Here is a 25431-nt window from a genome sequence, read left to right as displayed (position 1 = left end):
GCCCCAGACAAAGGAATTGTTCAGGTTTTGATTCATTTCAATTCGGAGTGATAGGTGCCATTATGGCGCTTATACCCGAATTATCACCAAACCTAACCAATCCCCCTTTAACAAAAAATACCCCCAACAGGGTATTTTTCACCATAAAACTTACTATCCCTCGTCTAATGCGGGCGGGACGACGGAGATCCGGGCCAGCGGTGGCCTCACGCGCTGATAGAGCCTGTCCCGATCGCTATCGGGAATATCTCCGTCTTGATTTTTTGGTTACTTTTTTGATCAAGCAAAAAAGTAAATAGCATCTCCACCTACCAAACCCTTCACCCTACAGATATCAATCAACACCCAATAACCAAAATCCCTGATAGATGAATGCATCAATCAGGGATTTTTTTGAGGGTTTTTGGCTAGTGGGCTAAATGTTAGCGGTTCGGTTTTTTATTCTTTTTTGTCATTTATGAACTCGTCAGTAAAGTGACCTCTTTGTTTTGGTTTAGCGAATTTGTCTGCGTTATATTCTTTTGAGTTTCCTTTCGGAATTGAAAGTGAAGTCCAACCATTTTCTGAAAGCATCTTTCCCAAAAATACAATTTGTCCGATATGATAAGGATAATGTGCGAGTTGTCGATTTATTGCTTCGGTTACGGTGTGTCCTTGATTCCGTATGTAAATGATTTTGTCAAGGTCGTCCGTTGTTAAAGAATTGATTGCGTTGAAGAGACAATTCCAACCTTCGTTCCACTTGTCTAAAAGTTCTTCTCTGTTTTTAATGTCGTTTTCAAATTCCGCGTCTCTATCACGAAATTCCTTCTCTCCGTCCGAATTCAAAAAGTCTGTCCAACGTGAAAGCATGTTACCCCAAAGGTGTTTTACAATTGTCGCAATGCTGTTGCTGTCATCATTGTGTTGCCAAAACAATTTGTCATCCTTTAATTGCGAAAACGTTTTGTCTCCAAGTATTTTGTAATAATCGAATTGTTTTTTTACGCTGTCTAAATAGTCGTTTGACATAATTTCTTGTTTTGTTTGTGTGTCGTCTTAAACTATTGACCATCTCTAATAAAATCACTTATTTTGAGCTGATTTCCAATCCTCTTTAGTCAGACCGAATTTATCCATTTCCTTTTTAATTATCTTAACTAAGCCCAACTTTCTTCTTTAATAAGTAAGTAATTAAGCCCCACATTTTGGTTATATCTAATCTTCCCCGCTAGTTTTTGAATCCTTTTTTAGAGATTCTCCTTGCCCCCAAAAAATATTAAATGAGCCAACTCAATATCATTCGCATTACTGAATGAAAAACAAAAAATGAAATACTTGGCAATAATATTTTTGCCAAGTATTTTGACAATAAAAAAATTGTCACTACTTTTGACAATAAATAATTTGTTAAATGAAAAATAGTCTAGGAAACCCAGCAAGGGGAGAGGCATTTTATCCCCGAGATTCTGAATTAAGAAAAATATACAGAGTTCTCGATAAGGGAACTTCAATTTACCTATCTGCACCTAGAAGAGTAGGGAAAACCTCAATCCTTAAACATATTGAAGAGTTTCCTCAAGAAGGGTATTACTTCGTCTATGTCATTACTGAATCAGTTGACTCTGAAAAAGAGTTTTTCAAAGTGATCTTTGAGGCAATTATCAGAAGTGAAGCTATTGGTAATCTAAGTAAACTCTATGATTCCATAAAAAATGGTATTGAAGGGATCCTGGGAAGAGTCAAAACAGTTTACCACGTTGAGCTTAGAGAGAAAGGTGAAACAGATTATTTTCAAATACTGGTTGATCTCTTTGAAAAAATCAAGAAAGAATATGGTCACGTGGTGATTTTGATTGATGAATTTCCCCAAACTATCCAAAATATTCTTAATAAGGAAGGTGAAAAAGCAGCGGAACATTTCATTCAGAAAAACCGAGAGCTAAGGCATAATGCCTATGTCTTAGATAAAATCCACTTTATCTACACTGGATCTCTCTCTCTTTTTCCAATGGTTGAAAAAGTAACTGAATTAACAGCAGTGAATGATTTGAGAACAGTAGAGGTCGCCCCACTTACCTACAACGAAGCGCAAGATTTTTTAACAAAACTTCTTGAATTTGATAATGTCCAGCTCGAGGAATCAATTTTACAGTACACGTTGGACAGAATGGGGTGGTTAATTCCTTTTCATTTGCAATTGATTGCGCAAGAAATTACTGATGTATTTGAAACGAAGGAGGAAGATCCATTAACCTCAAAGGAAATAGACCAAGCGTATGATCAAATAGTTCACCTAAGAAATAAACCCCAATTTGAGCCTTATTTTGCGAGGTTGGCCACACTATTCAAAGGAAACGAATATGCTTTTGTATTTGAAGTTTTGGAATTCATAGCATCCAATGATATGATAACTATGGATAAGGTCCATGACTTTGGAGTAAAGCATACTGTGGAAGAAACCCGAAGGGCGATGGATATATTAGAAGGTGATGGGTATTTGTTCAAAAGCAATGAAAATAATTACAGGTATACCTCACCAATTCTTCAGATGTGGTGCCGAAAACATATATGTAAATAAGACATGAGTGTAAAAACATTATATAATCCAGCTGGTCTAGAGAAGCCAGAACTGATTGATAGCTTCGTTGTGAGAACGAAGACCTTTGAAAAGATTTTTTCAGATATAAGGTCTAGTGATATGAAGTATCCTGAAAAACATTATTTGATTCAGGGACAAAGAGGCATGGGTAAAACAACACTCTTGCTTCGCTTGAAATATGAGATTGAAAATTCTGATGAATTAAACAGTTGGCTTCTTCCTGTCTTTTTTGGAGAAGAAGCTTACGACCTCACTTCTCTTTCAAGATTATGGGAAAAACTGTTAGATTATCTAGATGATGCTCTAGATACAAATGGAGAGCATTTCGAACATACTGAAGACTTCATTGATTTTGAGGATTACGAAAAAAGATGCTTTGATTACCTAATTGAGATTCTTCAAAAGAATAAGAAGAAGCTTGTAATTTTCTTTGACAATTTTGGACAACTTTTTTTAGATAATCTCAAGGAAAAGGAAAGGAGGAGGCTTAGAGAGATTTTAATGCATTGTAGTGAGATAAGGATTATTGGAGCATCTGCTATTGTCTTACAGGATTTACATGACTATTCTGAACCATTTTATGAGTTTTTTCAAATTGTAAGACTGGAGGGCTTGACAAAAGAAGAAACATTTCATTTGATTGAAAAACTTCAGGAAAAAAGTAATCAAAAAATAAACTTAAAAAAGGCGAAGGGAAAAATCGACACACTTGCAATTCTCACTGGGGGAGTAATTAGAACCCTAATGATGGTGTATCAAGTGTTATTGGAAGATCAAGATGGTTCTGCCTTGAATGATTTAGAGACTATTCTGGATCAAATCACGCCACTGTATAAAAGTAGGATTGAAGAATTACCGGTTCAGCAAAGAAGAGTTGTCGACGTTATTGCAAAAAATTGGGACGCAATTAGTGCAAGAGATATTGCAACTCAAATCCGGGAAGATGGTAAAAGAATTCAGACCAAACTAGTATCAGCACACTTGGCTCAATTAGAGAAAAACAATGTCATCGAAAAAAAGCAAACCAATACCAAAAACCATCTTTATCAGGTTAGGGAGCGGTTTTTCAATATTTGGTACTTGATGCGTATCGGTGACAGAAAAGATAGACGTCGAGTTAAATGGTTGACAAAATTTCTTGAGGTTTGGTATGATGATGAAGAAAGTATTCAAACTTTTATGGAAAAGCATATACTTAGATTAAAATCGGGAGCTTATAACTCTAAATCAGCTCTTTTGTTAGTAGAGGCTTTATCTGACATTAACAAAATTAACCCAATAATTCTCGATCAAATAATGGAGGAAACTTTTGCGATTCTTAAAGATGATCAAAAACCTCTATTAAATATGGGGCAGAAAAAACTCGCCCTTGCGACAAAATCATACAACTCAGGGGATCTAAAAAAGGCAATATATATTCTTGAAAAAATTAATGATAGATTAAATATACATAGGTTTGTTTTATCATTTTTTTATTATTTAGATAAGAAGTTAGATAAAATACGACCAGAGTTATTGAGTGTTAATGGTATTGAGGTTGATGATCTTGGGTTTTTAAAACAACTCTGCTTTCTTTCAAAAGATCCTGATTTAATGATTCAGGTTTTAAGTAATTCTCCGAAAATAAAAGAAGGAGAAAAAACTCTAGAAATTGGAAATCTGTATTTTGATTTAGAGTTATTTGAATTAGCAGAAAAGTACTTCTTAGAAGCTATAAAACTTGGGGAGGAAACACCTTACAAGGCTTTGTCGACAATATTTTTGAATCGGAAAGAGTATACAAATGCTGAAGAAATCCTTGAGTCTGGATTCAAAAGTGGTAGAGTTGAAGCTATCGACTTATTAGAATTTTATGAATTTGAATTTGAGGGGGAATCGGAAGGAAAGTTTAGTGAATATTTAAAGCATGTTCCGAAAGAAAGTCCATTCTACAATTTCTACCACGGAATCAAAATATTAAAAACTAAAAATTTTGAATCAAAAGAATTTCTAAAAGCTGAACAATACTTGGAAAATGCTTTATTAGATTTTGAAAGGATTAATGTAATTGATGTAAAGTTTACGCAGCTGATATCCTATTTATTGTTAATAAACATGCGGGTTTCTCTTAATAAAGACAAATTAAAAGGGCTTTTAGAGATATTTGAGAAAACTGATATAGTTCCACCATTTCTAAAAATTTATGGTGCTTATGGTTACATAATATTAGGAGATTATAAGAAGGCTTCTGAATTAATAGGTATGGATGAAGTGGTTTATGATTCGATTGAGATTGATGGCATCCGAGATATTTTTAACGATACACTTCTCTTATTAATGTCTAAAGTTCAATATCATTCAGTATTCAAGTTGTTTTCTGAAAATGAAGTATTGAAGGAAGTTCTAAAACCAACATACTACGCTTTGATGACGCTACTAAAAGAAGAATACCCAAATGAGGTTGTAAAAATGGGAGAAGAACTTACCCAACCAGTAAATGATATCCTGCTAAAAATCGAAGAAATGAAATTGAAATACGATTAGTTGTCAGTCTTGTCATGAAAAAGGAATCTTGTACTGACAAGATAATCAGGAGTCTGCCATATTTACCGAATGAAACAATATGTTCCAATTATAATTTTGGTTATTGTAAATAAAATGGAATTTAGTTTGGAGAAAGTTGTTCAGCAATTTCTTGGCACAATGAATGTTAAAAAATGTTAAACACCTACTAAGGTGTTGGTAATGAAAAAAAAGAAGGGGAGAGCTCTGTTGGGAAAATAGGCTCCCCCGCTTTTACCTTTAAAAGGATTCGCAACCCAAAGGTAAGAGTTTTTTTATTTTCCCGGTAGGTATTTCCTCTGCCTATTTGACAGAGGTGGCTAAATGTTATAAAAATGGCAAAAACCGGAGATGGGAAGAAAATCGTCCCAGTAAAGCCCCATACCAGAAAGGTAGATGGGAAACCAGTGAAGGTGCCTGGACATAGAAGATCCACACCAAACTAGGCCTTTATGGCATTGGGCCGATCTATGGTCGGCCTATTTTAAATTATTTATCATCTTACCTTAAAATCAAATGAAGCTTATCAAGAAATTTAAAACATTTACAGGCAAAGAAGTACCAGTCTCAGATACTGGAATCAAAGTAGAAGAGATAATTCCCTTATTAAAGGGTAATAAGTTTGAAAAAGAATTATTGGAGTCTCTTGAAATCGATAATATTAAAGAAGAGTTTATCTCTATTCCTGGAGCTAACACCGCATTGTCAAGGCTTATGGCAGTTGATAGGGATTATAAAAAAATAGACCATGAAACCTCTTATAGGAGTTTAGAATTCGATTCTACTAGAAAATCAAAGGAAGAATTTGCAATCGTTTTTGAAGGTGTTACTGAGGAGGATGAAAATATAACTGCATTACCAATCTATTCTGCAAGAACTGATTTCTTCGAAAAAATGAATGGTATGGATAAATATGCTTCTCAACTTTTTTCAAAAGGTCTATCTAATATCGTATATGCCAACTTAGAATTACTTCAAAAAAATTCAAAGGCAACAAAAAATAAATCGATATTCAGGTTATTGAAAGAGTATGAAAGAAATATTTTTTTCTTAAGAGCAATTGTAAGTACATCATACAGGAACTACGACAATAAGGTAGCTCTTTTTGTCGCATTAATCTCTTTACATAAATCCTCTAAAGCAACAGGTAACAAATTTAGAATTTCGAATTTTGAATACAGTGAATCCTATGTCAGAATATATTTTGAAAGTAATAGGAGTGAGCAACTTAAAAACTTTGGAGAAGTAACCCAATTGATCGAAGTTTCTAATGATGAAATTAAGAACAGAGCACTTAATTTCAAGTGTCTATTGAAAATATGTTACTATGATAAAAACAAAAAAATTGAAGGTGAAATAATCGCTAAACCTCAAACTACAGGAAAGTATAGCATACTTAGAATAACTCATGGCCAAAACGTCCCGACTGCAATTAAAATGCTAAATGATATTTCAAAAGTGGATTCTATTACCAATACTGTTTTTGAAGACGCAAAAAATATCAGTGAGATTGATAAACCTGATTTTATTCGTGATTTAGTAAAGCGTAAAATTGATAACGCTAGAGTAGACGAACTGAAAGAGCATAAAAATGCGCTGATAAGAGAATTAGAAACTAAGGTGACTAATATGTATGATTTGTTGAAGCTTTTTAATAAGCTGAATTTAGTAACTAATGATCCTGAAGTAAAAGAGTATTTGAGGTACTTATTTTATGATGCTTTAAGCAAGAGAATTGTTTGATTTGATATCGAATGTGAATTTGAAATGAGAATATCTAAATGTAAAAAAGTATGCGGTGGTAACTTTTTATTTAAAAAATCAGGAAAGGTAAAGGGGTGGGGTCCCCCTTTACTCTTTCTATACTTTAGATAAGTAAAAAATATATTAAATCTCGTTTATCTCCTTTTCAATTAAACGGTATTTGTCTTTGACATCTTCTCCTGAATAGAAGTCTAGCAAGTCCTTTTTGGTTAGTGTTCCTTGACTTAAAAAGCGTTTCAAATATTCTTGGTTGAATTCCATCAAAAGAATTGATTTCTCCAATTGCTTTAAAATGGCTTTGTTGTTGTCAATGTTATTTTGAACCAAAGATTTTATGGTCAATACTTCGCTGATGTCTTTGATGATCCGGTTTACCATCATTGCCAAAATATCTTTATCGAGTTCGAATTCCTTGGCATTTAAAGCAATGTCACGAGCCAACATATAGGCAATGGCTAAATTACTGTAATCTCCCTTTTGTGAATTGATAATGGCAACTAATCCTACACCAGGAATATATCCTATGTTTTCAAATTCCCTAAGAACAGAATTATCCACCAAGGAAATATCAAATACAATTAGACTCACTTTAGCATCTCTGTTAGCTTGCGCTTCGAGCAATTGACTCCAAGCCGTATCAGTTTTCCGTGTAAACAAGTCTTTGGTTTCAATATCTCCTAACCGGACACTCTTATCGAATTTACATTCAATAGCGATTCTCAGGTTGGGATTACCGTCTACCTCGCAAATGATATCGCCTGTTTTATTTCTCGGAATGGTTCCTGCTGTATTACCCGTAAGTATCGCCCGGTCTTTTAATCTTTTCTCTGCAAAATATTGATTAAGAAAATCGGCTATCTCGTCCTCTGCCAATATTCCTTTGATAGAGGACTTGTAAAACAGCTCCTTTTTCATATCAAAGATCATTTTCAGACTTTCCAGTTCCGTTCCCAATTCATTGCTCGTTTTGGAAAGAAATGCCGAAATACGATCTTCCATTAATGCCAGTACACCTATGTAAATAGCCCTAAGCAATTTTTCATCTCTTTCGGCTGCCGGAAGGTTATCGAAATAGTTGAAAACGATATGGTTTTCGATTTCGAATTCTTTTATCTCTAAGCGTTTAAGCTGTTGGTTTATCCTTAACATCCTGATCTAACTTTATAATTATATTACAAACCTCATATCCTTTATGCCTTTTTCACCCACCCATCTTTGAAACTCCTCTACCAATCCTTCTGAAAAATCTTTATCAAATGGTTCTTCCTTGCATTCTGTGCCAATAAGATCATCTAAGATTACTTCAACAGATTTTTTTACGGCATCTTCTTCTTTAATTTTTTGGTACATTATCCAAGGTTTATCTTTTGCAGATGAAGATTTATAGTTTCCATCCTCATCAAGTTCAATATCATTATGAGCTACCTCAAATGTTGACATAGAAACTCTATGAACTACTCTTAGGCCCGATTTTCTCGCGTTTGTTATTTGAGTATAAATATCCTGATTCCCCGTCCAGACATTATTGATATTGCCTTTTTTATTCTTTGGATAATCAGTATCGTGCAGTACAGAAAAATCTATTTTGAAATGCGTTAGCATTTTTATCAAAGGAATGATTGTGTATTTTCCTCTAGCTCTTATTAGTATCGGGCGGCAATTAACGTGATATTTTCCTGCATTCATTCTCATAATTGTGTCAAACGCAGCATATTCAGTATCACCCTCAATCAGAATAGGATACTGACCGAAAAACATTTCAGAAAGGTTTTGGTCAAAACTGTTAAGTAATTTCAGATTTTCAATTTCCTCGTCAGAAAATTTAATCTCATCAGACCGATAGGTATTTGGAGTGGGATTGCCCTCATTTCTCGATAATCGAACTATTGTTGTATGATCCTCAAAGGGATTAATAAAAAGAGGGCTGTGGGTTGTAAGCATAACCTGCCAAGATGGATCGTTAGCCAGTTCATAAAGGTATTTAGATGCAGCTCTTATTCCATTTGGATGAAGAGCTATCTCTGGTTCATCTATTAGCAACATATAACCTGGTAATGCTACTTCATTATTTCTTTCATCTATCGCTTTTTCTGCCTCAATTTTTTTTGCATTTTCTAACTCTTCTTGCTTTTCATCAATTGCTACTTGTTTCGCTTTTTTTGTTGCATCAGTCTTTGCCTTTTCCTTTTCGCCTTCAAGTTTCTTAATATCTTTTTCTATTTGTTTTATTCTTTTTTCATTATCGGCTTTAAAAGTCCTTACTGCCTGTAGCCTTGACCGAACCTGTAATAATGACCAAAACAATGCTCTTTGAGAACCACTCCCTTGCTGATCCCAGTCTATATTTTCTTCAAATTCTTTAATATTTAATTTAGACCCTTTAATCAATGCATCAAGAGGGTCAACTTTCAAGTCTGACATTCCTATATTTAAATCAATAGAAAGATTTGGAAAGATTTTGTTATGACTATTAGTCATTCTTTGGCTTATTTTTTCAATAATCTCTTTATGCTCTTCTACTGGCTTTTGAGCGTGGTCAGTAAAGACCTCTAATGCCTTGCTTAACTCGGATTCTTTATTATCTAAATGTGAACGTAGATTCTCAGCGATAGGATCAACTATAAGTTTCAGTAAATTTTTTAATTCCGCTTGCGGATTCTCCAATGCACCTATTCTGAAGGGGACAGGTAATCGACTATTAAAAACATTATCCAGACCTGCAGCATTACCATCATCTGAATATTCTTGAGTTTCGGGATCGTACGTTTTTCTTGTCTTAGAACCATTTTTATCCCATTCCCATCTGCTTTTTACAACTAATAAATCTCCCTGTTTCTCTTTCCACTTCTCAGCTATATTAGCTGTTCCTTCTGGTATGTGAACTGAGATTTCTACATAAGTATTTTGTTGATCGGATCTTTTACAATAATCCTTATCGTAAGAGTATGTTTGTGTACCAACAGCTAATTCATAAGCTCTCAATACAGTTGACTTACCAGCATTGTTATCTCCAACAAGGCATAGGATGTTATCGAGGCTGACCGACAGGCCTTCGTTGCCGATACATCCTAAATTTCCAAAAGATATTTTTAGTAATTTTGATCGCATATAATTATTGCATTAATCATATAAGTTTTTCACATATCGGTTGATGTAACTATTCAAACCACTACCACTTCGGGCAAGTCTTTTCATAGTTTCGACGTGATGCTGACCTGCTTTTCGGTAGCTATATCGGTAAGTCCGAACTGAGCCTGAAAACTTCACAATGATATAATCAGAACCTATTTCATAGGAGGAGACACCTGAATCCCCTCCTGAATTCCTGTATCTTTCCATGATAAATATTATACTTTAGAAAAACGGTATACGCCTTTAATATTCTGAGCTAGATACTGACCGTGAGAACTTGCATTCATAAGTTCTTCGTGAACATATTGAGGTACATCAAAATATTGATATACGCCACCATTCAAAAATTCAATTTCTAATGTTTGTGAATCTGCCTCGTAACCTATTGAGGCAATGTTTGAAGAGGTAACTGCTTGTCTGTTCATAGTTTTAATTATTTAATGATACGTTTAACAAATGGACTTTGGGCTCTCCAAGTCTCTAAAAATTCTTTATAATTTGGCTTTTCCTCCATTTTGATTCCCCATCCACCGGGATGCATTGAATCCTCGTCTCCTTGCTCGTCATAAATGATTGGATCTTGGCTATCTGGTCTTCGATCTTTAGGTGGAGCATCAATTAATGTCCGCATAGGAAGTTTTACAGCCTCACCAAGTATAATAGCTTCGCCTGTTCTTAAAATCGGTAACATACTGGTCAATCCTTCTAAATTATCCGTTACAGCGCTCGTAATATGCCCTCGATCTGTAGCATTCGCTAATCGCAAGGCAAAGAATGTCCCACATTGCGAAAGAATCGTAGAATTTACTTCTGAAGGTCTTTGGCTTACAATCATTGCTCCAATACCATACTTACGCCCCTCTTTTACAATTTTCTGGACTATTGGTAATGCACTGCCTTCGTTGTTCAAATAATTATGCGCTTCTTCCATCAGTAATAACAAAGGTCTGTTCCTTCCTCCCTGTGACAGATTTCTTGCCCAAAAAAGACCATCATAAATTATTCTCAATAAAACTCCTATGATAGTATTGAGGATTGAATTTGGCACTCCAGACAAGTCCATTATTGTGATTGGCTTATCACTTCCTATCCATTCCTGAATCAAAGAATCCAGATCTTTCTCTGTTTTTCCATCTTCATCAGGTGTCCATTCGCCTGGTTTAAATAAAAAATCAAATCGTGGGATTCTTAGTTTTGCTCCCAAAGAGTGGAGTTGTTGTCCTACATTCAGATTTGATGTGGGGTGCTGAACACGCTCTCCATTTTCTCTATTTGTATTAATGGGTTTGAAAACAGGGGGAATTCCTGTCGAAAGATCTCCTTTCATCTCTAATCCTGCATCATCAAGTTCAAATGCAAGTGGACGATCAGGACGGTCAGGATAAAACTTGCCAAAGTTTTCCAGATAAAGTTTATACCATAGTTTATTTAAACTAAAAGCTATCGGAGAATCCACATTTAGTGTATCTTCGGAAACGCCCTCTTTTGCATATTTTGTTAAGCTTTCTTTTTTTGCGAAGGATATCTGCTCTAGAACATAATTCTCGTCTTTCTCATTACTAAAGGCTCCAAAGCTTACACTACAAAGTTCTTCAAAGTTTAATGCCCAAAAAGGTATAAATAAATCCTTTTCAATACTTCCTGCTGTCTTATCTGCATTTACTTTAAAAATATTTGCTCTGTCTCTTAAGGCATGGCCATATTCACCATGCAGGTCAAATACAAGCACTCTTGCTGATGGATAATTTACTGGATCAGAAATAGCATTTAGAATACTTGCAACAGTTGTTGATTTTCCAGAACCCGTAGTACCCACAATGGCAGAATGGCGAGTAATCAATTTATTGATATCAATTAGTGCCGGAATGGATTCAGCACCTGCTATGTGCCCTACCTTTACGAAGTATGGCCTATCCGGCTGTCCGTAAATCTTCTTTAAGTCACTTTCTGAGACCAGATGAACCTCGTCGCTGATCGTAGGATATTGAGATATTCCCCTTTGGAAAGAACCGTTTCTTTGTCCCTCCCCAATCAGTTGTACTTTGATCCACCGATATCCATAAGGCTGTGCCAATATCTGATTTTCAGGAACGGCACTGGCACCTACTTGTGTAACAATACCAAACAGATCAATATAGCCAATAGGAATTTTTACAAATGAGCCAATCTGACCAATACGATACCCTTCTCCATCCACATAAGTAAGACCAGATGGTGCCGTATTATCCAATGAAACACTTAGTGATGTACCGCTAACATCTTGAATTGTTCCTAAATAAGTAGATTTAAATGCCATCCTTCTCAATTTTGAACTGTTCTTTGCCGATTAATTCTTGCAGAAAATCGCCTAAAACAGAAAAGTCCCCAATGCAAAATTGATATTCTCTTAACTTTTCGCCTGTTTCTTTTCCTTCCTCATTAAGTACTGGAATATCCTTCGGCTTTATAGCATTTGCGAGATTTTCTTCGGCTTCAAAATCTAGTTTCGTTGGTTTCCATTTCGCTCTAAGTCCTCCAATTACGGCCTCGTCCAAAGTCCAGATACTTAAGTTTGATCTGTTTTCTGCCAAGTTTAAAGCCTTCTCATAATTTATTATCGTTTTAACGGTTGTCTCTTCCCCTTCTTTCTCTTCTGTAATTGTTGTTAAATCCCCATATAACAATGCTATTACCATGGCCGTAGGGTTCGCTCTTAATGCATTTAGGATTGTATCATTTAAATGATCGTCACTAAAAGAATAGCCGGACAATATCAATACCGCTGAATTCTGTCTTAAAAATTTGTTCAAGCGATCTATCAAGGCCAAATATGGCATTTTACGACTTTGGTCATATTTCAAATGAGAAGGATGGATAATATACGAATCACATTCTTCTAAGCTAGTGGAACGATAAACATCCTTATTGTTTTTGAGATACCAGTTTATAGATCCGTGGATTTTCCATAGTCTTGTCCAATGAATGGGTATCAGATTATCTTCAACAGCCCGTAAGTCAAAAAAAGGAAATCTCGTCCCTACAAACCCATCAAAATATGGGACTTTTAAAGATTCGAATGCCTCTTCTAATAATAGATCGTAATTAGTAGTGAATATTTCTATAGGAGTATCCCGATCAATATTATTTACCCATTTAGCTAATTTATGATAAGGTGTTTTATTGTCAGGTAATTCTACGTTCAATTTTTCAGCTATTTTCTGACAAACTATTTTCTCAAGATTTTGTAATTCAGTTTCGGAAAACCCTCTAATGTCAGTAGCTCCCTTAGAGATTTGCATCATGCCTCTCAGAAAACTTAAAATATCCTCAATGTTTGGATTAGTCTTTCCAGTTTTTACTACCTCTTCTATAAGTTGAGTATATGCTTCTGCTAAACTTCGTGGATCATCATCAACAAGAGTTGTTTGTTTGTCAATTTCATCTTTAATGTATTTTGTTAAGCCAGCCACATCAGGAATCAATGGCCATTTGCCTTCTGGCATTGAAACAGCTAAAGGGCATCCTGCCGAAATAAAAAAACCGACTGGCTTTTTATCCTGAGATAAGGTTTGTCTTAAATATTTAGATTGACGGATTGGGTCGTGAAATGTCATTTAAATTGTAGATTTAAGTAAGGGGATTATAAATAAAACCTTTAAATATCAAAGAGAATCACCAAACCTACCCATTTCCCCTCTCCCATAAAATACCCTGTACAGGGTAATTTTACCATAAACCAACTCTAAATCGCTAAAATATTTGGCATTTCAGGATTAAAGTCGAATAATTGAGAGTTTCTTATTAGAAATACAATCAAAAAATACCCGGATCCGCGTCCGAATTTTGTGTTTGAAACGGTTGAAATTATTATTTTAGTAACAAGAAATAATTCAATTTATGAAAAGGGATTATATATGTAGAGATTGTGGTATCGATACCAATAAAGGAAAAGATAACTTTTATGGGGTCACAGAAGAGCTCTGGAATAAATATGGTGTGGGCAAAGGCATGTTATGCCTAAGCTGTTTTAAAAAAAGACTTGGGAGAGAGTTCACAAAAGAAGATTTTGTTCCATGTGTTTTAAACTACAAGGTAAACCCTGTTGTAAAAAGTATAGTAAAACCTACTGAGCAGGAAATCAAGGCCTTGTTTCAATCGTATAAATGAGATAGGAAAATCATTTTTTATCGTCTTTCAAGATTTTCCATAATTAAATTGAGCTATGACAATACAATTTACTTTACAACTTGGTAATAGAATACTTTACCTTTAGGGCTTTTTCTAGAGACTTTAAACCACTCGAATTTCTCAGCAATTCTTTTAACAGCCTGTTCCAATGCACTATCTGTAAAAGTCTTGATATAATCTTGGCTATCCTTAAGTCTTCTCTTGATATCACTTAATCGTCTTTCTTCTTTGAAATAAGCATCATTTAAAAGTTGATCCTTTACAAAATTATGAGCATTATGTTTTTTTGATTTACTAATGAAGTATTTAGGGTTAGATGAAGAATCAGTCTTAAAATCAATTAGCTTTTTTAATTTAGATAAATGACTGGTTTTTACAGGATATTTATTCGAAAGTTGAGATGAAATTAAACCAAATGAAACTGCTATTTCTTTAAGCTTATTTGGCGAAATATTAGAGAGTTTTAATAACGCCCTGTCAATTGTAGGCTTTGAAACATCCGTGAATTCAACAATTCCATCAATTGTTAGATCCGTTTCTTCCATTATTAACTCCAAATTTTTAGAGATTATATCAGCTCTATGTTCGTCTATTTTGCTCATAATGAGCAAATCCATCAAAATTTTCTAGTACATTTTATATCAAATGTTTTTTTATTTGTACTGTAATGTTTATTTTTGAATTATCAGTTAAAAAGAACTGAATTTATATAAGATTATTAGTGTCATTAAACTAAGAGTCTCTATCACAAATTCCGACAATTTGAAAAGGGAGAGACGGTAGGTTAATGCCCAAGATGTTATTTTGTGTACTTTTGTATGCACTATAGCGCTTGGGCCCTATCGATACCATCCCTAAAGGCGTCGGAACCTTGTGATATGGTTGAGGTAGAAGCCCACGCTATAGTGTTCTTTTTTCGACCTGAACCAGACTCGTTTTTATATGATAAACCATGAAAGCGAGCATTTCACACATCGATCTTTTTGCGCGACCAGCGCACTCCCTGGCAAGCAGGGTGGAGGGTACCGCTTGCACTTCCCCTTACCAGATCGGTAGAATCATCTCTCTTAAAGAGATCCAGCGTAACATCATCAAATCCCCGGTCTGACAGACCGATTTTCCTACCAGGTGGGCATACGAAACCTCCAAACGCCAAAGACATTCTTTTAGGCCCACTAGTGAGATACAAGAATCAAGAAGCAAAGCCTGTCCCGAGCATCGGGAAAGCAAGACTAGGTCAGCCTGTTGTAGGGACATGATCCAGTCGGAAGGTACCGGAAGCAGCTTTATAAAAGACAATAGACATAAGACGTGAGATATAAGACTTTAGGTCTGTGAGTCTATTGTACTAGTTGATAGGCGATGGGAATTAGACGTGAGACATAAGACATAAGAAGACAAAAGATAGGTTTGAGATGCTGTAGTCTATATTCTAGATCATAGACATTGGCGCTTAGATCATCATGGATTGGCCTTTTGTAGGGGCTTTCCAATGTCTTCTCTCCTAAAAGTAGGTCAAAAACCTGCTTAATGGAATTCTCTTGTCTCTCGATTCTCGATTCTCAATCTTAAATCTACAATCTACAATCTACAATCTTAAATCTTCAATCAACAATGGCACTTTACCTCAAAAACTGCTACCTGGCATTCCTATGCCTATACCGAAGCAAATCATACGGCATCCGCAAGGGAGTTGTGACTCACCCCAAAGGGAAAAGGGCAGGGGAGGATTCCCCGCCCTCTCCCGTATGAAGGGCTTTTTCCCCGATCCGGTTGATCAAAAAGGCTCTATACAATGTGTTCTACCCTCCGGAATCCTGTCCTGCATATATCCGTCTCCGGGCGGTGACTGCCATGGGGGCCAAGTACCCCCGAAGCCTAAATGCCGTGCTCTGGCTGGCATCTCTGGCGCTGACCATCAGAGTGATACTGGATAGCATACAGGAATCATTCCTCGTGGCCTCCTTCCGCTCTGCCAAGGTCCGCATCAAGGGACTGGCTTATAGAAACCACTCCCTCAGAGACGGCAGCAGGCATGTTTGCATGCCTTCTTATATCAAGCCCAGGGAATTTCGCTAAGTAAAACTTTACCCCTAACTCCATACAAGGCTCCCGGATTTCAATTCTCATAAGGTGATTTGATCAATGAACCCAAATGTAGCTAGCGGATTCACATAAGGTGACGGTACTGCGCCGGGAGGGAAGGCATGCTTCCGGGCCGGAGATTTAGTTGATAACATGGATTCCGGCCTCCTTAATCTATTATTTCCTTATAAAAAATTTCAAATCCCATCGACCCAATTGCTGTAATGTGCCCTATGCATTTATGCTATCACAGACATTCCCCAGCATTTGTTAAGACTTAACCGTATGAAAAAATATTTAAATATATTCTACCTGACATTTGTATGCCTCTTAGGAAGCAAATACCTGAGCATCCGAAGAAGTTGCCCGGACCATCCCCAGCGAGTTGTGGACGACCCATCCTCAGAATCAGCGGGAAACTCCAATCCGATTACGACCTGGCTCTGCAAATACATGTTCGGCAGATCGGTAGTAAAGAAACCTGCTTGTGTTGAATACAAAAGATTTCGTACAGAGCTATTTTATGGTGCCCACTATCAAGAGACACTTAACCGACTACTGAATCTTGCCTCATTTGTGCCTTTTATTCACTTGTTGATTGAATGGCTGGTATGGGTGTTATTTTCCAACCGAAATAACACAGGGTTAAAAGAAATACCCAACTTCTATCTAAGAGATGGTTCGCGTCAGGTGATTGAGCCATCTTTTAGCGTTTCCAAAAAAATGATGGTAATGGTCATAATGCTATTGCCTTTAGCCGGAGTGGCACAAGAAGAACAACAGGGTGCCGGTGCTCCGATTGTGATCTATGGGGAAATACATTCACCATTCGAATACAATCAGCTAGAAGTAAAATTGTTTGAAAATTACTTATGGCATAACCCTACTCAGTTTGATCATTACAGAGATACAATTGCCTTAAAAAAGGGTACCATGGCACAGGTTAACCCAAAATCTCAGTACATGAGGTGGGTTTCTCCGGAATTCAATGAGCCTGCATACCTTTCATTAAAAGCAGACAACCATTATTTGATCAGGGATTATTTGGTGATGCCGGGAGACAGTATAATGGTCTTCTTTGATGATTTTACCAAGTATACCTATTTCGATGGAAAAGCTGCTCCCGCCTTCGACCTTCAATATAAGCAGGTTAGGGAATTCCAGTTTGAAAAATTCCAGGAAGGTATCACCATTAATACTTCCGATCCTAATGATCTTCTATACAACCAAGGATTTTCCATGTTGCTTGATGAGTTTGGATCCCAATATGGTCGCCAGGTAAGGGTTATTCCCTATGACAAATTTTATAACCTGAAAAGCCTGCATAGAAAATCGGAGGAGCTTGAAAAAGAATTTCGGAGTACAGAAAAATTTTCAGCTGAATCCACAGATTTCCAGATCAATATCATTCATGCCAACAGGTTTGGCAAAGAGCTGTACGGTTTATATAACCTTTTTAGGTTTGATTATGCGAATGCTGTAAAAAGAAATGACACTGATTTGCAGGATAGTCTTGTTACTTTTTTTCGACAAAAACTTCCAACGCCACAAGATTATCCTATCCCTGGAAATCTGATTTATTATTCTTCCGAGCTACCTGGGGCCATTGTTGAGTACGCACTTGTCTCTTCACAAATTGATAGCATTGATATTGGAAACTGGGTAAAGGAGAATTACCATGGCGAGGTAAGGGATAAATTATGGGCATATTATTTTCTGAGGCATAGCCAGGGAATAGCAGATCCGGAAAATTGGATTTCAGAAATCAGTAAGCACGTAGAGACGCCGTGGATTTCAGAAATTTTCAAAGGATACATAGCCAACATGGAGACTTCAAGTGAACTTGAAGAGTACAGATTTATAACACCAAAAGGTGGACAGGGAGGATTTGCTGATTTGGAAAGAGACAGAATAGTCCTGGTGGACTTCTGGTTCACGGGCTGCGGGGCTTGTGTGAAATTTTACAGAGATGTGCTTTCCAAACTCGAAGAAGAATATTCCGGACAAGGCAATATAGAGTTTGTGTCCATCTCTATTGACGGGGATCCGGAACTTTGGAAAAAAAGCCTGCAATCCGGCAAGTATACCTCCCCACATGCCACAAACTATTACGCAGGACCTGACCATAAAATACTCGCTGATTTTAGAATTTCTTCCTTTCCCAACCAGCTAGTTCTCGGTCCGGGACTAAAAATATTGCAGTCCGGAGGATTTCCCCAAAGTCTTGAAGGATGGCGAAATCTGATTAATAGCAACCTCATATCAAATCCTGTAAACTGATGTATAAAAGTCAAAACCTATGAAACAAATTTATCTTATTACCTCAATTCTCTGTCTTTGGCTATCTGGTTTGGTAGCTGCCCAGTCAGACGTAACAATAAAAGGCAACGTTCGGGATGCCGATGACGGCATGCCAATCCCAGGTGTAGTAATAAAGGTTCAGGGCCGCACCTCTGCAACCGTCTCTGATAAGGATGGGAACTTCGAAATAGTACCTGGCCCTGGAGATCAAATACTTGAATTTTCTTACATAGGATATACCAAATTTGAATATCCGCTTAAGGATCAGGATATCAGTACTATAGTTGTCCGGATGGAAAAAGAAGATTTTGCCTTGGAAGGTGTGGAAATCTACAGCACAGGTTACCAGAACCTGAGCAAGGAACGGTCAACGGGTTCATTTGTGGCCTTGGACAATGAACTCATCAACCGCCGGGTAAGCACAGGAATACTGGATAGGTTGGAGGATGTTACTTCAGGCTTGATCTTTAACAGAATAGGTGGACAGGCTGATCCTATTAGCATCAGGGGTAGGAGTACAATTTTCGCGAATACAAGCCCTTTAATTGTAATTGACAATTTTCCCTATGATGGTCCATTGGAAAATATCAACCCCAACGATATAGAGAACATTACCATTCTTAGGGATGCTGCAGCCGCATCAATATGGGGGGCAAGAGCTGGGAACGGTGTCATAGTAATCAATACAAAGTCGGGGAGAAAGGGAGAGGGACTACGGGTTTCACTCAATGTGAATTCAAATATTATCGAAGCGCAGGATCAATTCTACAGACCCCTTATGGGTTCTTCGGATTTTTTGGAAGTAGAAAAGGTTTTATTTGAAAGGGGTGTATTCAACAGTGCAGAAATTTCTTTAAACCGAACCGCACTTTCGCATGGTGTAGAAACACTGATAGCCCATAGAGATGGCCGGATAACAGAAGCAGAAAAAAATGCCATTTTACAGGGATTTCGGCAAAATGATGTACGCAATGATTTAAGTAAGCACTTTTTTAGAAATCAGGTGAACAAACAATATGCTCTGGATATAAGTGGCGCAAATGAAAGTGTAAATTATATGTTTTCAGCAGGTTATGACGACAATACAGAGGATATAGTCGGCAACAGGAATTCAAGACTGACCCTTAATTCAAAAAACACATTTAATTTTTTGAATGGAAAACTCAGGTTGAACACGGGGATTTATTACGTCCAAACCCAAAGGAATCAGAGTACTGAAGTTCCGACAAGTCTGGACTATTCAATATATGACACTTTTTCTGATGTAAATGGCATGCACCTGCCCATCAGCAGAACCTACAGTACCCGTTATCTGGAATCAGTGGAGTCTAATCATCCGAGTCTGGTTGATTGGCGTTACCGTCCGCTTGATGAGATCGGTTTGCTTGACCGTAGCAATACTTTTAGGGATTTACGTATAAATGCAGGCCTGGATTATAAAATTTCGGAAGGGCTGTATTTGGAACTGCTTCATCAGTATTGGCAGGGCGTAGGAGCGACAGAAAATTATTCTCCTTTTGAATCTTTTTTTGTCAGGGATCTTGTCAACAGATTTACACAACTGAGTCCTGACGGAATAACCAGTAATGCAGTTCCTCAAGGAAGTATACTTGATTGGGGGATTTCAGAATCCAAAAGTCAGAACTTCAGGAGCCAGTTGAGGTACGGGAAAACTATTGGAAACCATGAGTTGAATTTATTGGGCGGGTTTGAGGCAAAAGACCTGAGCGTGGATTCCAGGAGTGGAAGATATTATGGTTACAGGAGGGATTTAGGAACAAATATGTTTGTTGACTTTGCCAACCAGTACAGTCAGTTTCACAACCCTAATTCAATTCAGCGAATTCCTGCCGGAGAAGCTATTTCCGGTACGGTGGAAAGATACATTTCCTATTATGGTAATGCTGCCTATACCTATAAGAAGCTTTATGGGCTTACTCTTTCAGCTAGGAAAGATGCTTCAAACCTGTTTGGGGTTGAAACCAATCTTCGGGGAGTGCCTCTATGGTCAGTGGGAGGGAGCTGGATTCTTTCCGAGGAGCGCTTTTTTACTTCAAAGTGGGTGGATTTTTTGAAGATCAGAACCACATACGGTTACAATGGAAATGTAGACCGGACCCTGTCTTCTCTGACTACAGCGACTTTTTTTGGGGGGAGCTTCAACAGGATCACAGGTCTGCCATCTGCTAGGATAAATAACCCGCCAAATCCCAACCTAAGATGGGAAAAGATCGGTATGCTAAATTTGGGCATTGATTTTTCCTTCAAGGACGAAAAGCTGTCAGGGAACATTGAATTTTACCGAAAGACTGGAGAAGACCTGATCGGCTCTATCCCCATGCCCAGTTCAAGAGGTATAAACAGTTTTAGAGGAAATTTTGCTGATACAAGAACTGTGGGTGCTGATGTGGTCTTAAGCTATGCACTTGTAATGAAACGTGATTTTTCATGGCGAACAAACCTGCTTGCCAGTCATGTATATGAAAAAGTAACTGGATATGAACTCGAGGCAAGTCCGCTGCAATATCTTACAGCAGGTGACGGCTTCGGTGTTCCAACCCCATTGGAGGGAAAGCCGCTTATTGCTATATATAGCTTCCCCTCTGCGGGGCTTGATCCGGACAGCGGAATGCCAAGGGGATATCTGGATGGTGAACCCAGTATGGATTATGCCAGAATATTTTCCACAGCATCAATGGACGAACTGATTTACCATGGACCGGCTAGGCCTGTACATTTCGGTGCTTTAAGAAATGATTTTAGAATAAATAATTTCAGTGTATCGATTAATGTTTCCTACCGATTAGGTCATTATTTCCGCAGGGAATCTGTCAATTACAACGAACTGCTTAACGGAAGGATTTCCCATAATGATTATGCTCTACGCTGGCAGCAGCCAGGGGATGAGCGCCACACCAATATTCCTGCTTTTCCTTCAGCAATGAATTTCAATAGGGACAGGTTCTTTCAGTTTTCAGAAGACTTGGTTGAAAGGGGGGATAATATAAGATTACAGGATATCAGGCTAGCATACAGATTTGATAAAACAAGGGGAAGTAGAACCAATGTTAAAGGAATTGAAGTCTACACCTATTTAAACAATGTCGCTATGCTATGGAAGGCCACAGACCAGCCAATTGATCCTGATTTTCCAATTATGCGACCCTTGAGAAGTTTTGCCTTTGGGCTAAGAATGGACCTGTAAAAATGATTTGTCCATGACTAAAAAAAACATTGAAATGCTTAAAATCTTACATATGAAATCGAACATGGGAAGAATCGCACACAAAGGATCTTTGAAGTTGCGAGATTCCGTGTGACCATTTAAAAAAATATAAAAACATGAAAAACTTGATTAGAACAGTATTAACCCTGACCCTGTTATCAGTTTTATGGGCGTGCGAAAATTTTCTGGATGAAAAGCCTGACAAGGCTTTGGTTACGATATCCACATTAGATGATATGCAGGGTCTTTTGGACAACAACACCCAGGCTATGAATTCTGAAACCTATTTCAAACTTATCAGGTCTGATGAGTTTGAAGCAGACCCCTCACTTCTGCGTTCGGTTCAACCCTGGATCAGGGAAGTATACCTTTGGGCAGAAGAGCCTTTCGGACAGGATGAGATTGCCATGGATTGGAGTAGGCAATATCTACAGATAATGAATACTAACATAATTCTGGAAGAGATTGAAAAGGTTTCACCTGTGAATCAGGCTGAGGAATTGCGGAAAAATGCAATCAGGGCATCCGCACATTTTTTTAGAGGTTTAGCATATTTCAATCTTGCGCAGGTATTTGCACAAGCGTATGTACCTGGAGGAGATAACAGTTCACTAAGTTTTCCTTTGCGTACAGTGGCAGATCCTAATGCCCATTTTGAAAGGGCCACTGTACAGGAAGTGTATGAGTTTATAATTGAGGATTTAGAGTTGAGTTTGGAAGGCTTGCCTGATAATGTAATTTATCCTACCCGCCCGAACCTTAGTTCCGGACATGCATTGCTGGCAAGAATATACCTGAGTATGGGAATGTACGAGGAGGCAGGAAAGTATTCAGAACTGGTGCTTGTTAAGAATTCCAGTCTGACAAATTTTAACTCATTGGTGCTTACTGGCACGAATCCCTTTCAGAGATTTAATGAAGAAACTATCTTCTTTTCTAATTTCTATTTTGCCTCATTTCTTTCTAGTCAGTTGCTAAAAGTTAGTGATTCATTTGCCAATCTTTTTTCGGAGGAAGATTTAAGAAAATCCGCATTTTTTAGACAAAATCCTGGTGGTTGGTATGTTTTTATTGGTCATTATACAGCAGATGAAGAATTTTTCTCAGGAATTACTACCCCTGAAATGATTTTGATCTCTGCAGAAGTCGCAGCCCGAAAAGGTGAATTTCCTAAAGCAAAATCCTTGCTACAACAATTAGCTGAAAATAGGTTTGCACCAGAAAACCTGCCTGGGATTAATGAGATGCCGGAAGAGGTAGTTCTGGAATATGTTCTTGACGAAAGAAAACGCGAACTTTTTGGTAGAGGACTGAGATGGTCGGATATCAGGAGGTTAAACCAAGAGATTGATTTTGCAGTGGTTTTAGAACGTTCTTTTGAAGAGGAGCGGGTTGTTATACAGCCAGGGGATGCTAGATATACGCTAGATATCCCACCGCGTGAAAAACGGCTAGAAGGGTTTTGAAAAACAAGCTGAGAATTGGAATTATTTCCAAGGCAGTATTAATAAAATGGCAGAGGTTATTCAGAATGTTGTTTGTATTTGAATAAAGAAGCCGGCATTTAGCCGGCTTCAGTCAAACTACTCAGGGATTTAACCAGAATTCACCATCTTCTTTTGGGATAGTCAGAGCGACATCTTCAAAAGTACAGATTTGGGTATCCGAAAAGTCACAACGATAATTCATGGTTGAGACATCAGTCGGGACCCCGTTTACTAATTGATAGGCGGGTTCCTGAGCATTAGGCTGGGTAAATGCAAATGCAAATATTCCGGCCAGAACAAATCCTAATAATGGTAATCTTTTGATTAAAGTATTCATCATGCACTTCTTTTTTTAACAATCAAAAAAGACAGTAAAAACGTTTTGGTAGTTATCCTACTCTGTTTTAGGGTTTTCGGAATCCCCTGTCTACTTGACTTTGCCGCCGGGGTTTTGTGCTGATTTCACCTAGATCACTTTACCCGTGAAATCGGGCAGCATTGGTTTAGATCTTAACCTATTCAAAACTAAAATGCATCTTTTTTATTTGCAAACACCACATTGTCAGCTATTTGTGAAAATGTCATTTTGATTCATAAATGTGTGAAAATCGCGTTTTATCACATTGGCCTAAAAAAGTCCCATATGGACTATTACTTTATTTGATTGTTTCTTAAATTAATGGGCGTTTTTAACCGAATGAGGAAAGGTAATGGCCAGCGACTTTAAATATAAACTGGATATTTTCAGGTATGCGAGCAAGCATGGCCTGTTTTTTCGTGATGCCTTCACTGGGATATTTTTGCGGGCAAAAAAAGTGTCCTTCAACAAAGGCGAGGAAGTGAGGTTCCCGGTCAACAATGATCCCCATTTGGTATTTGTACATGAGGGTGCTGTGTTGGGGACATTGTCATTTGTAGATGGATCTTCCTATAGGGCCATCAAGGTTCCCCAATCCATATTTCTTACCGGATCGGCCAATTTTATAAACCCAAACATAAGGGATCAGAAATGGGAAGTTGCAAACAGATCGGAGTTCACGGCAATCCCCGTCAATATTTTGATGGATTCCCTGACTTCTGAAGAAATGGCTCCTGAAAAATTATCCAAGCACATACGCTCGGTAATGGATTTTGATGTCAGGCTTTACTTGCATCTGCTGGGTATACATTCACTTTATAATAAAGTGGATTATCTGGTATACAATCAGCCCAAATGGTTCAGTAAGACACAGAGGTATTTGGCCAACTATCTGAATGTCTCCCAAAACGGCCTTTCCAATGCCATCAAAAGCTGGGACCAATTGAATTTCGGTGCTTAATCATTGTAGGGGTATGGTATTTTGTAGATGGTTTTTTTGTCAAGAAAGGCTGATGGAAATACATTTTGGAAAGTTGCATGAAGATTGAATGCCCAAGCTGCTGTTGTTCTTTTAGTCCCAAGCAGTTTTGTTCCGGGCAGCTGATTGTCTTTTTGGGGTGCCCATGTGCCAAAAACCACAGAATCTGCATTTGTAACAGGAGAGTTTATCGATTTTGAAGCGTACTGACTTGCCCCGCTTCCCAAATGGAAAATAGTACCTGTAAAATACCATCCAGGCGATCTGTTCTGTCGGGTATTTTATCTTTCCCATACAGGCTGCCATCTCCTGATGCTGCTTTAAGGTTTTTCTGTATGTGGCAAGGTATGCTGACATAATCGGGCTTTTTCTCAATTTACCCAAGAGAAGTTAGGATGTCAACTGCCTTAAACCGTGGACTTGTACAAAAGCCGCAATTGAACAAGTGCTTGGATAAAACCGCTTTTTTACCTATAAAAAAAATACAATGGTTTCTGGATTTTTAGCCAAAAGTAGGCGAATGTACGGGACACACACGGGACATCTACGGGACATGGTCGGGAGGAGTAGTTGACAGTGAGTAGTGAATAGTGACTGGTCAATTCCATTTGAAGCAGTTTTTTAATTTCGAATTTGGAACATTGAACATTGAATAATGAATAATGAAGGAAGAAGTGAACAGTTATTAGTGAATAGTGATCAGTGAGGAGTGATTCGGTGGAAGCTTTACCCTCCCAACTTTCACAACCTTGCGATTGGAATTGCGGCTTTCACAGCGATATGCCAAGCCCCAAAGGGGCGATATTATTA

At 37.6% G+C, this 25431-nt stretch carries 19 protein-coding genes; 8 read left to right on the top strand and 11 right to left on the bottom strand.

From position 1 onward, the window contains the following. Positions 1–438: 438 nt before the first annotated feature. Entirely contained in the window at positions 439–1011 is a 573-nt protein-coding gene (locus EGN73_RS03485; RefSeq protein ID WP_219287092.1) for a DUF1572 family protein, read from the bottom strand. Positions 1012–1393: 382 nt separating this feature from the next. On the opposite strand from EGN73_RS03485, the gene EGN73_RS03480 reads away from it, so the two are divergent. The 3 genes from EGN73_RS03480 (at position 1394) to EGN73_RS03470 (ending at position 6865) form a co-directional block, all read left to right on the top strand. Beyond that, positions 1394–2560 carry an ATP-binding protein gene (locus tag EGN73_RS03480; RefSeq protein ID WP_219287091.1) on the top strand — a complete coding sequence of 389 codons (1167 nt, stop codon included), beginning with the start codon at positions 1394–1396 and terminating at the stop codon, positions 2558–2560. 3 nt (positions 2561–2563) lie between these two features. Beyond that, complete coding sequence (locus EGN73_RS03475) at positions 2564–5104, top strand: tetratricopeptide repeat protein (protein WP_219287090.1); 2541 nt, start codon at positions 2564–2566, stop codon at positions 5102–5104. A gap of 534 nt (positions 5105–5638) precedes the next feature. Continuing rightward, a complete protein-coding gene (locus EGN73_RS03470) occupies positions 5639–6865 on the top strand; it encodes a hypothetical protein (RefSeq protein WP_219287089.1) in 1227 nt (408 codons plus the stop codon). Between the two features lie 144 nt (positions 6866–7009). Here the strand turns inward: EGN73_RS03470 and EGN73_RS03465 are convergent, their stop codons facing one another. From EGN73_RS03465 to EGN73_RS03440, 6 genes are read right to left on the bottom strand one after another with little or no spacing between them, the layout of a single operon-like run. Further along, a complete protein-coding gene (locus EGN73_RS03465; RefSeq protein WP_219287088.1) occupies positions 7010–8035 on the bottom strand; it encodes a hypothetical protein in 1026 nt (341 codons plus the stop codon). Positions 8036–8053: 18 nt separating this feature from the next. Continuing rightward, positions 8054–9994 carry an AAA family ATPase gene (locus EGN73_RS03460; RefSeq protein WP_219287087.1) on the bottom strand — a complete coding sequence of 647 codons (1941 nt, stop codon included), beginning with the start codon at positions 9992–9994 and terminating at the stop codon, positions 8054–8056. 12 nt (positions 9995–10006) lie between these two features. Then, a complete protein-coding gene (locus EGN73_RS03455; protein ID WP_219287086.1) occupies positions 10007–10225 on the bottom strand; it encodes a hypothetical protein in 219 nt (72 codons plus the stop codon). An 8-nt stretch (positions 10226–10233) separates the two neighbouring features. After that, positions 10234–10443, bottom strand: a complete 210-nt coding sequence (locus EGN73_RS03450) for a KTSC domain-containing protein (protein WP_219287085.1) — start codon at positions 10441–10443, stop codon at positions 10234–10236. Positions 10444–10451: 8 nt separating this feature from the next. After that, complete coding sequence (locus EGN73_RS03445) at positions 10452–12314, bottom strand: ATP-binding protein (protein ID WP_219287084.1); 1863 nt, start codon at positions 12312–12314, stop codon at positions 10452–10454. Continuing rightward, on the bottom strand, positions 12304–13611 hold the full coding sequence (locus EGN73_RS03440; protein WP_219287083.1) for an SIR2 family protein: 1308 nt from the start codon (positions 13609–13611) through the stop codon (positions 12304–12306). The genes EGN73_RS03445 and EGN73_RS03440 overlap by 11 nt, the downstream gene beginning before the upstream one ends. Positions 13612–13894: 283 nt before the next feature. Here EGN73_RS03440 and EGN73_RS03435 point away from each other — a divergent pair, with 283 nt between their 5' ends. Further along, on the top strand, positions 13895–14164 hold the full coding sequence (locus EGN73_RS03435) for a hypothetical protein (protein ID WP_219287082.1): 270 nt from the start codon (positions 13895–13897) through the stop codon (positions 14162–14164). 68 nt (positions 14165–14232) lie between these two features. Here the strand turns inward: EGN73_RS03435 and EGN73_RS03430 are convergent, their stop codons facing one another. Continuing rightward, positions 14233–14787 (bottom strand): hypothetical protein, encoded by a 555-nt coding sequence (locus EGN73_RS03430; protein WP_219287081.1) that lies wholly within the window; start codon positions 14785–14787, stop codon positions 14233–14235. A gap of 365 nt (positions 14788–15152) precedes the next feature. Beyond that, a complete protein-coding gene (locus tag EGN73_RS03425) occupies positions 15153–15347 on the bottom strand; it encodes a hypothetical protein (protein WP_219287080.1) in 195 nt (64 codons plus the stop codon). Positions 15348–16555: 1208 nt separating this feature from the next. Between EGN73_RS03425 and EGN73_RS03420 the strand changes: the two genes are divergently transcribed. The 3 genes from EGN73_RS03420 (at position 16556) to EGN73_RS03410 (ending at position 23263) form a co-directional block, all read left to right on the top strand. After that, positions 16556–18550 carry a TlpA family protein disulfide reductase gene (locus tag EGN73_RS03420; protein WP_219287079.1) on the top strand — a complete coding sequence of 665 codons (1995 nt, stop codon included), beginning with the start codon at positions 16556–16558 and terminating at the stop codon, positions 18548–18550. Between the two features lie 19 nt (positions 18551–18569). After that, entirely contained in the window at positions 18570–21776 is a 3207-nt protein-coding gene (locus tag EGN73_RS03415; RefSeq protein WP_219287078.1) for a SusC/RagA family TonB-linked outer membrane protein, read from the top strand. 137 nt (positions 21777–21913) lie between these two features. Further along, positions 21914–23263, top strand: coding sequence for a RagB/SusD family nutrient uptake outer membrane protein (locus tag EGN73_RS03410; RefSeq protein ID WP_219287077.1), 1350 nt, complete (start codon positions 21914–21916; stop codon positions 23261–23263). Positions 23264–23384: 121 nt separating this feature from the next. Here EGN73_RS03410 and EGN73_RS03405 read toward each other — a convergent pair whose 3' ends face one another. After that, entirely contained in the window at positions 23385–23624 is a 240-nt protein-coding gene (locus tag EGN73_RS03405) for a hypothetical protein (RefSeq protein WP_219287076.1), read from the bottom strand. Positions 23625–23994: 370 nt separating this feature from the next. Between EGN73_RS03405 and EGN73_RS03400 the strand changes: the two genes are divergently transcribed. Continuing rightward, the gene (locus EGN73_RS03400) at positions 23995–24603 is read left to right on the top strand and encodes a hypothetical protein (protein WP_219287075.1); all 609 of its coding nucleotides are present in this window, start codon (positions 23995–23997) and stop codon (positions 24601–24603) included. 111 nt (positions 24604–24714) lie between these two features. Here EGN73_RS03400 and EGN73_RS03395 read toward each other — a convergent pair whose 3' ends face one another. After that, the gene (locus EGN73_RS03395; RefSeq protein ID WP_219287074.1) at positions 24715–24978 is read right to left on the bottom strand and encodes a hypothetical protein; all 264 of its coding nucleotides are present in this window, start codon (positions 24976–24978) and stop codon (positions 24715–24717) included. Positions 24979–25431 lie beyond the last annotated feature (453 nt).

The organism is Arthrospiribacter ruber, from assembly GCF_019343195.1.
In the GTDB taxonomy this organism is placed as follows: Bacteria; Bacteroidota; Bacteroidia; order Cytophagales; family Cyclobacteriaceae; genus Arthrospiribacter; species Arthrospiribacter ruber.
Note: the sequence above shows the minus strand (reverse complement) of the source record. Positions and strands in the feature narration are given on the sequence as shown.

What these genes read in the sequence shown, in the direction of transcription:
- EGN73_RS03420 (WP_219287079.1), top strand. Translation starts at nt 16,556, where the DNA reads ATGAAAAAATATTTAAATATATTCTACCTGACATTTGTATGCCTCTTA.
- EGN73_RS03410 (WP_219287077.1), top strand. Translation starts at nt 21,914, where the DNA reads ATGAAAAACTTGATTAGAACAGTATTAACCCTGACCCTGTTATCAGTT.
- EGN73_RS03450 (WP_219287085.1), bottom strand. Translation starts at nt 10,443, where the DNA reads ATGAACAGACAAGCAGTTACCTCTTCAAACATTGCCTCAATAGGTTAC.
- EGN73_RS03405 (WP_219287076.1), bottom strand. Translation starts at nt 23,624, where the DNA reads ATGATGAATACTTTAATCAAAAGATTACCATTATTAGGATTTGTTCTG.
- EGN73_RS03445 (WP_219287084.1), bottom strand. Translation starts at nt 12,314, where the DNA reads ATGGCATTTAAATCTACTTATTTAGGAACAATTCAAGATGTTAGCGGT.
- EGN73_RS03415 (WP_219287078.1), top strand. Translation starts at nt 18,570, where the DNA reads ATGAAACAAATTTATCTTATTACCTCAATTCTCTGTCTTTGGCTATCT.
- EGN73_RS03470 (WP_219287089.1), top strand. Translation starts at nt 5,639, where the DNA reads ATGAAGCTTATCAAGAAATTTAAAACATTTACAGGCAAAGAAGTACCA.
- EGN73_RS03400 (WP_219287075.1), top strand. Translation starts at nt 23,995, where the DNA reads ATGGCCAGCGACTTTAAATATAAACTGGATATTTTCAGGTATGCGAGC.
- EGN73_RS03475 (WP_219287090.1), top strand. Translation starts at nt 2,564, where the DNA reads ATGAGTGTAAAAACATTATATAATCCAGCTGGTCTAGAGAAGCCAGAA.
- EGN73_RS03480 (WP_219287091.1), top strand. Translation starts at nt 1,394, where the DNA reads ATGAAAAATAGTCTAGGAAACCCAGCAAGGGGAGAGGCATTTTATCCC.
- EGN73_RS03485 (WP_219287092.1), bottom strand. Translation starts at nt 1,011, where the DNA reads ATGTCAAACGACTATTTAGACAGCGTAAAAAAACAATTCGATTATTAC.
- EGN73_RS03440 (WP_219287083.1), bottom strand. Translation starts at nt 13,611, where the DNA reads ATGACATTTCACGACCCAATCCGTCAATCTAAATATTTAAGACAAACC.
- EGN73_RS03435 (WP_219287082.1), top strand. Translation starts at nt 13,895, where the DNA reads ATGAAAAGGGATTATATATGTAGAGATTGTGGTATCGATACCAATAAA.
- EGN73_RS03460 (WP_219287087.1), bottom strand. Translation starts at nt 9,994, where the DNA reads ATGCGATCAAAATTACTAAAAATATCTTTTGGAAATTTAGGATGTATC.
- EGN73_RS03395 (WP_219287074.1), bottom strand. Translation starts at nt 24,978, where the DNA reads ATGTCAGCATACCTTGCCACATACAGAAAAACCTTAAAGCAGCATCAG.
- EGN73_RS03455 (WP_219287086.1), bottom strand. Translation starts at nt 10,225, where the DNA reads ATGGAAAGATACAGGAATTCAGGAGGGGATTCAGGTGTCTCCTCCTAT.
- EGN73_RS03425 (WP_219287080.1), bottom strand. Translation starts at nt 15,347, where the DNA reads ATGTCTTTGGCGTTTGGAGGTTTCGTATGCCCACCTGGTAGGAAAATC.
- EGN73_RS03465 (WP_219287088.1), bottom strand. Translation starts at nt 8,035, where the DNA reads ATGTTAAGGATAAACCAACAGCTTAAACGCTTAGAGATAAAAGAATTC.
- EGN73_RS03430 (WP_219287081.1), bottom strand. Translation starts at nt 14,787, where the DNA reads ATGAGCAAAATAGACGAACATAGAGCTGATATAATCTCTAAAAATTTG.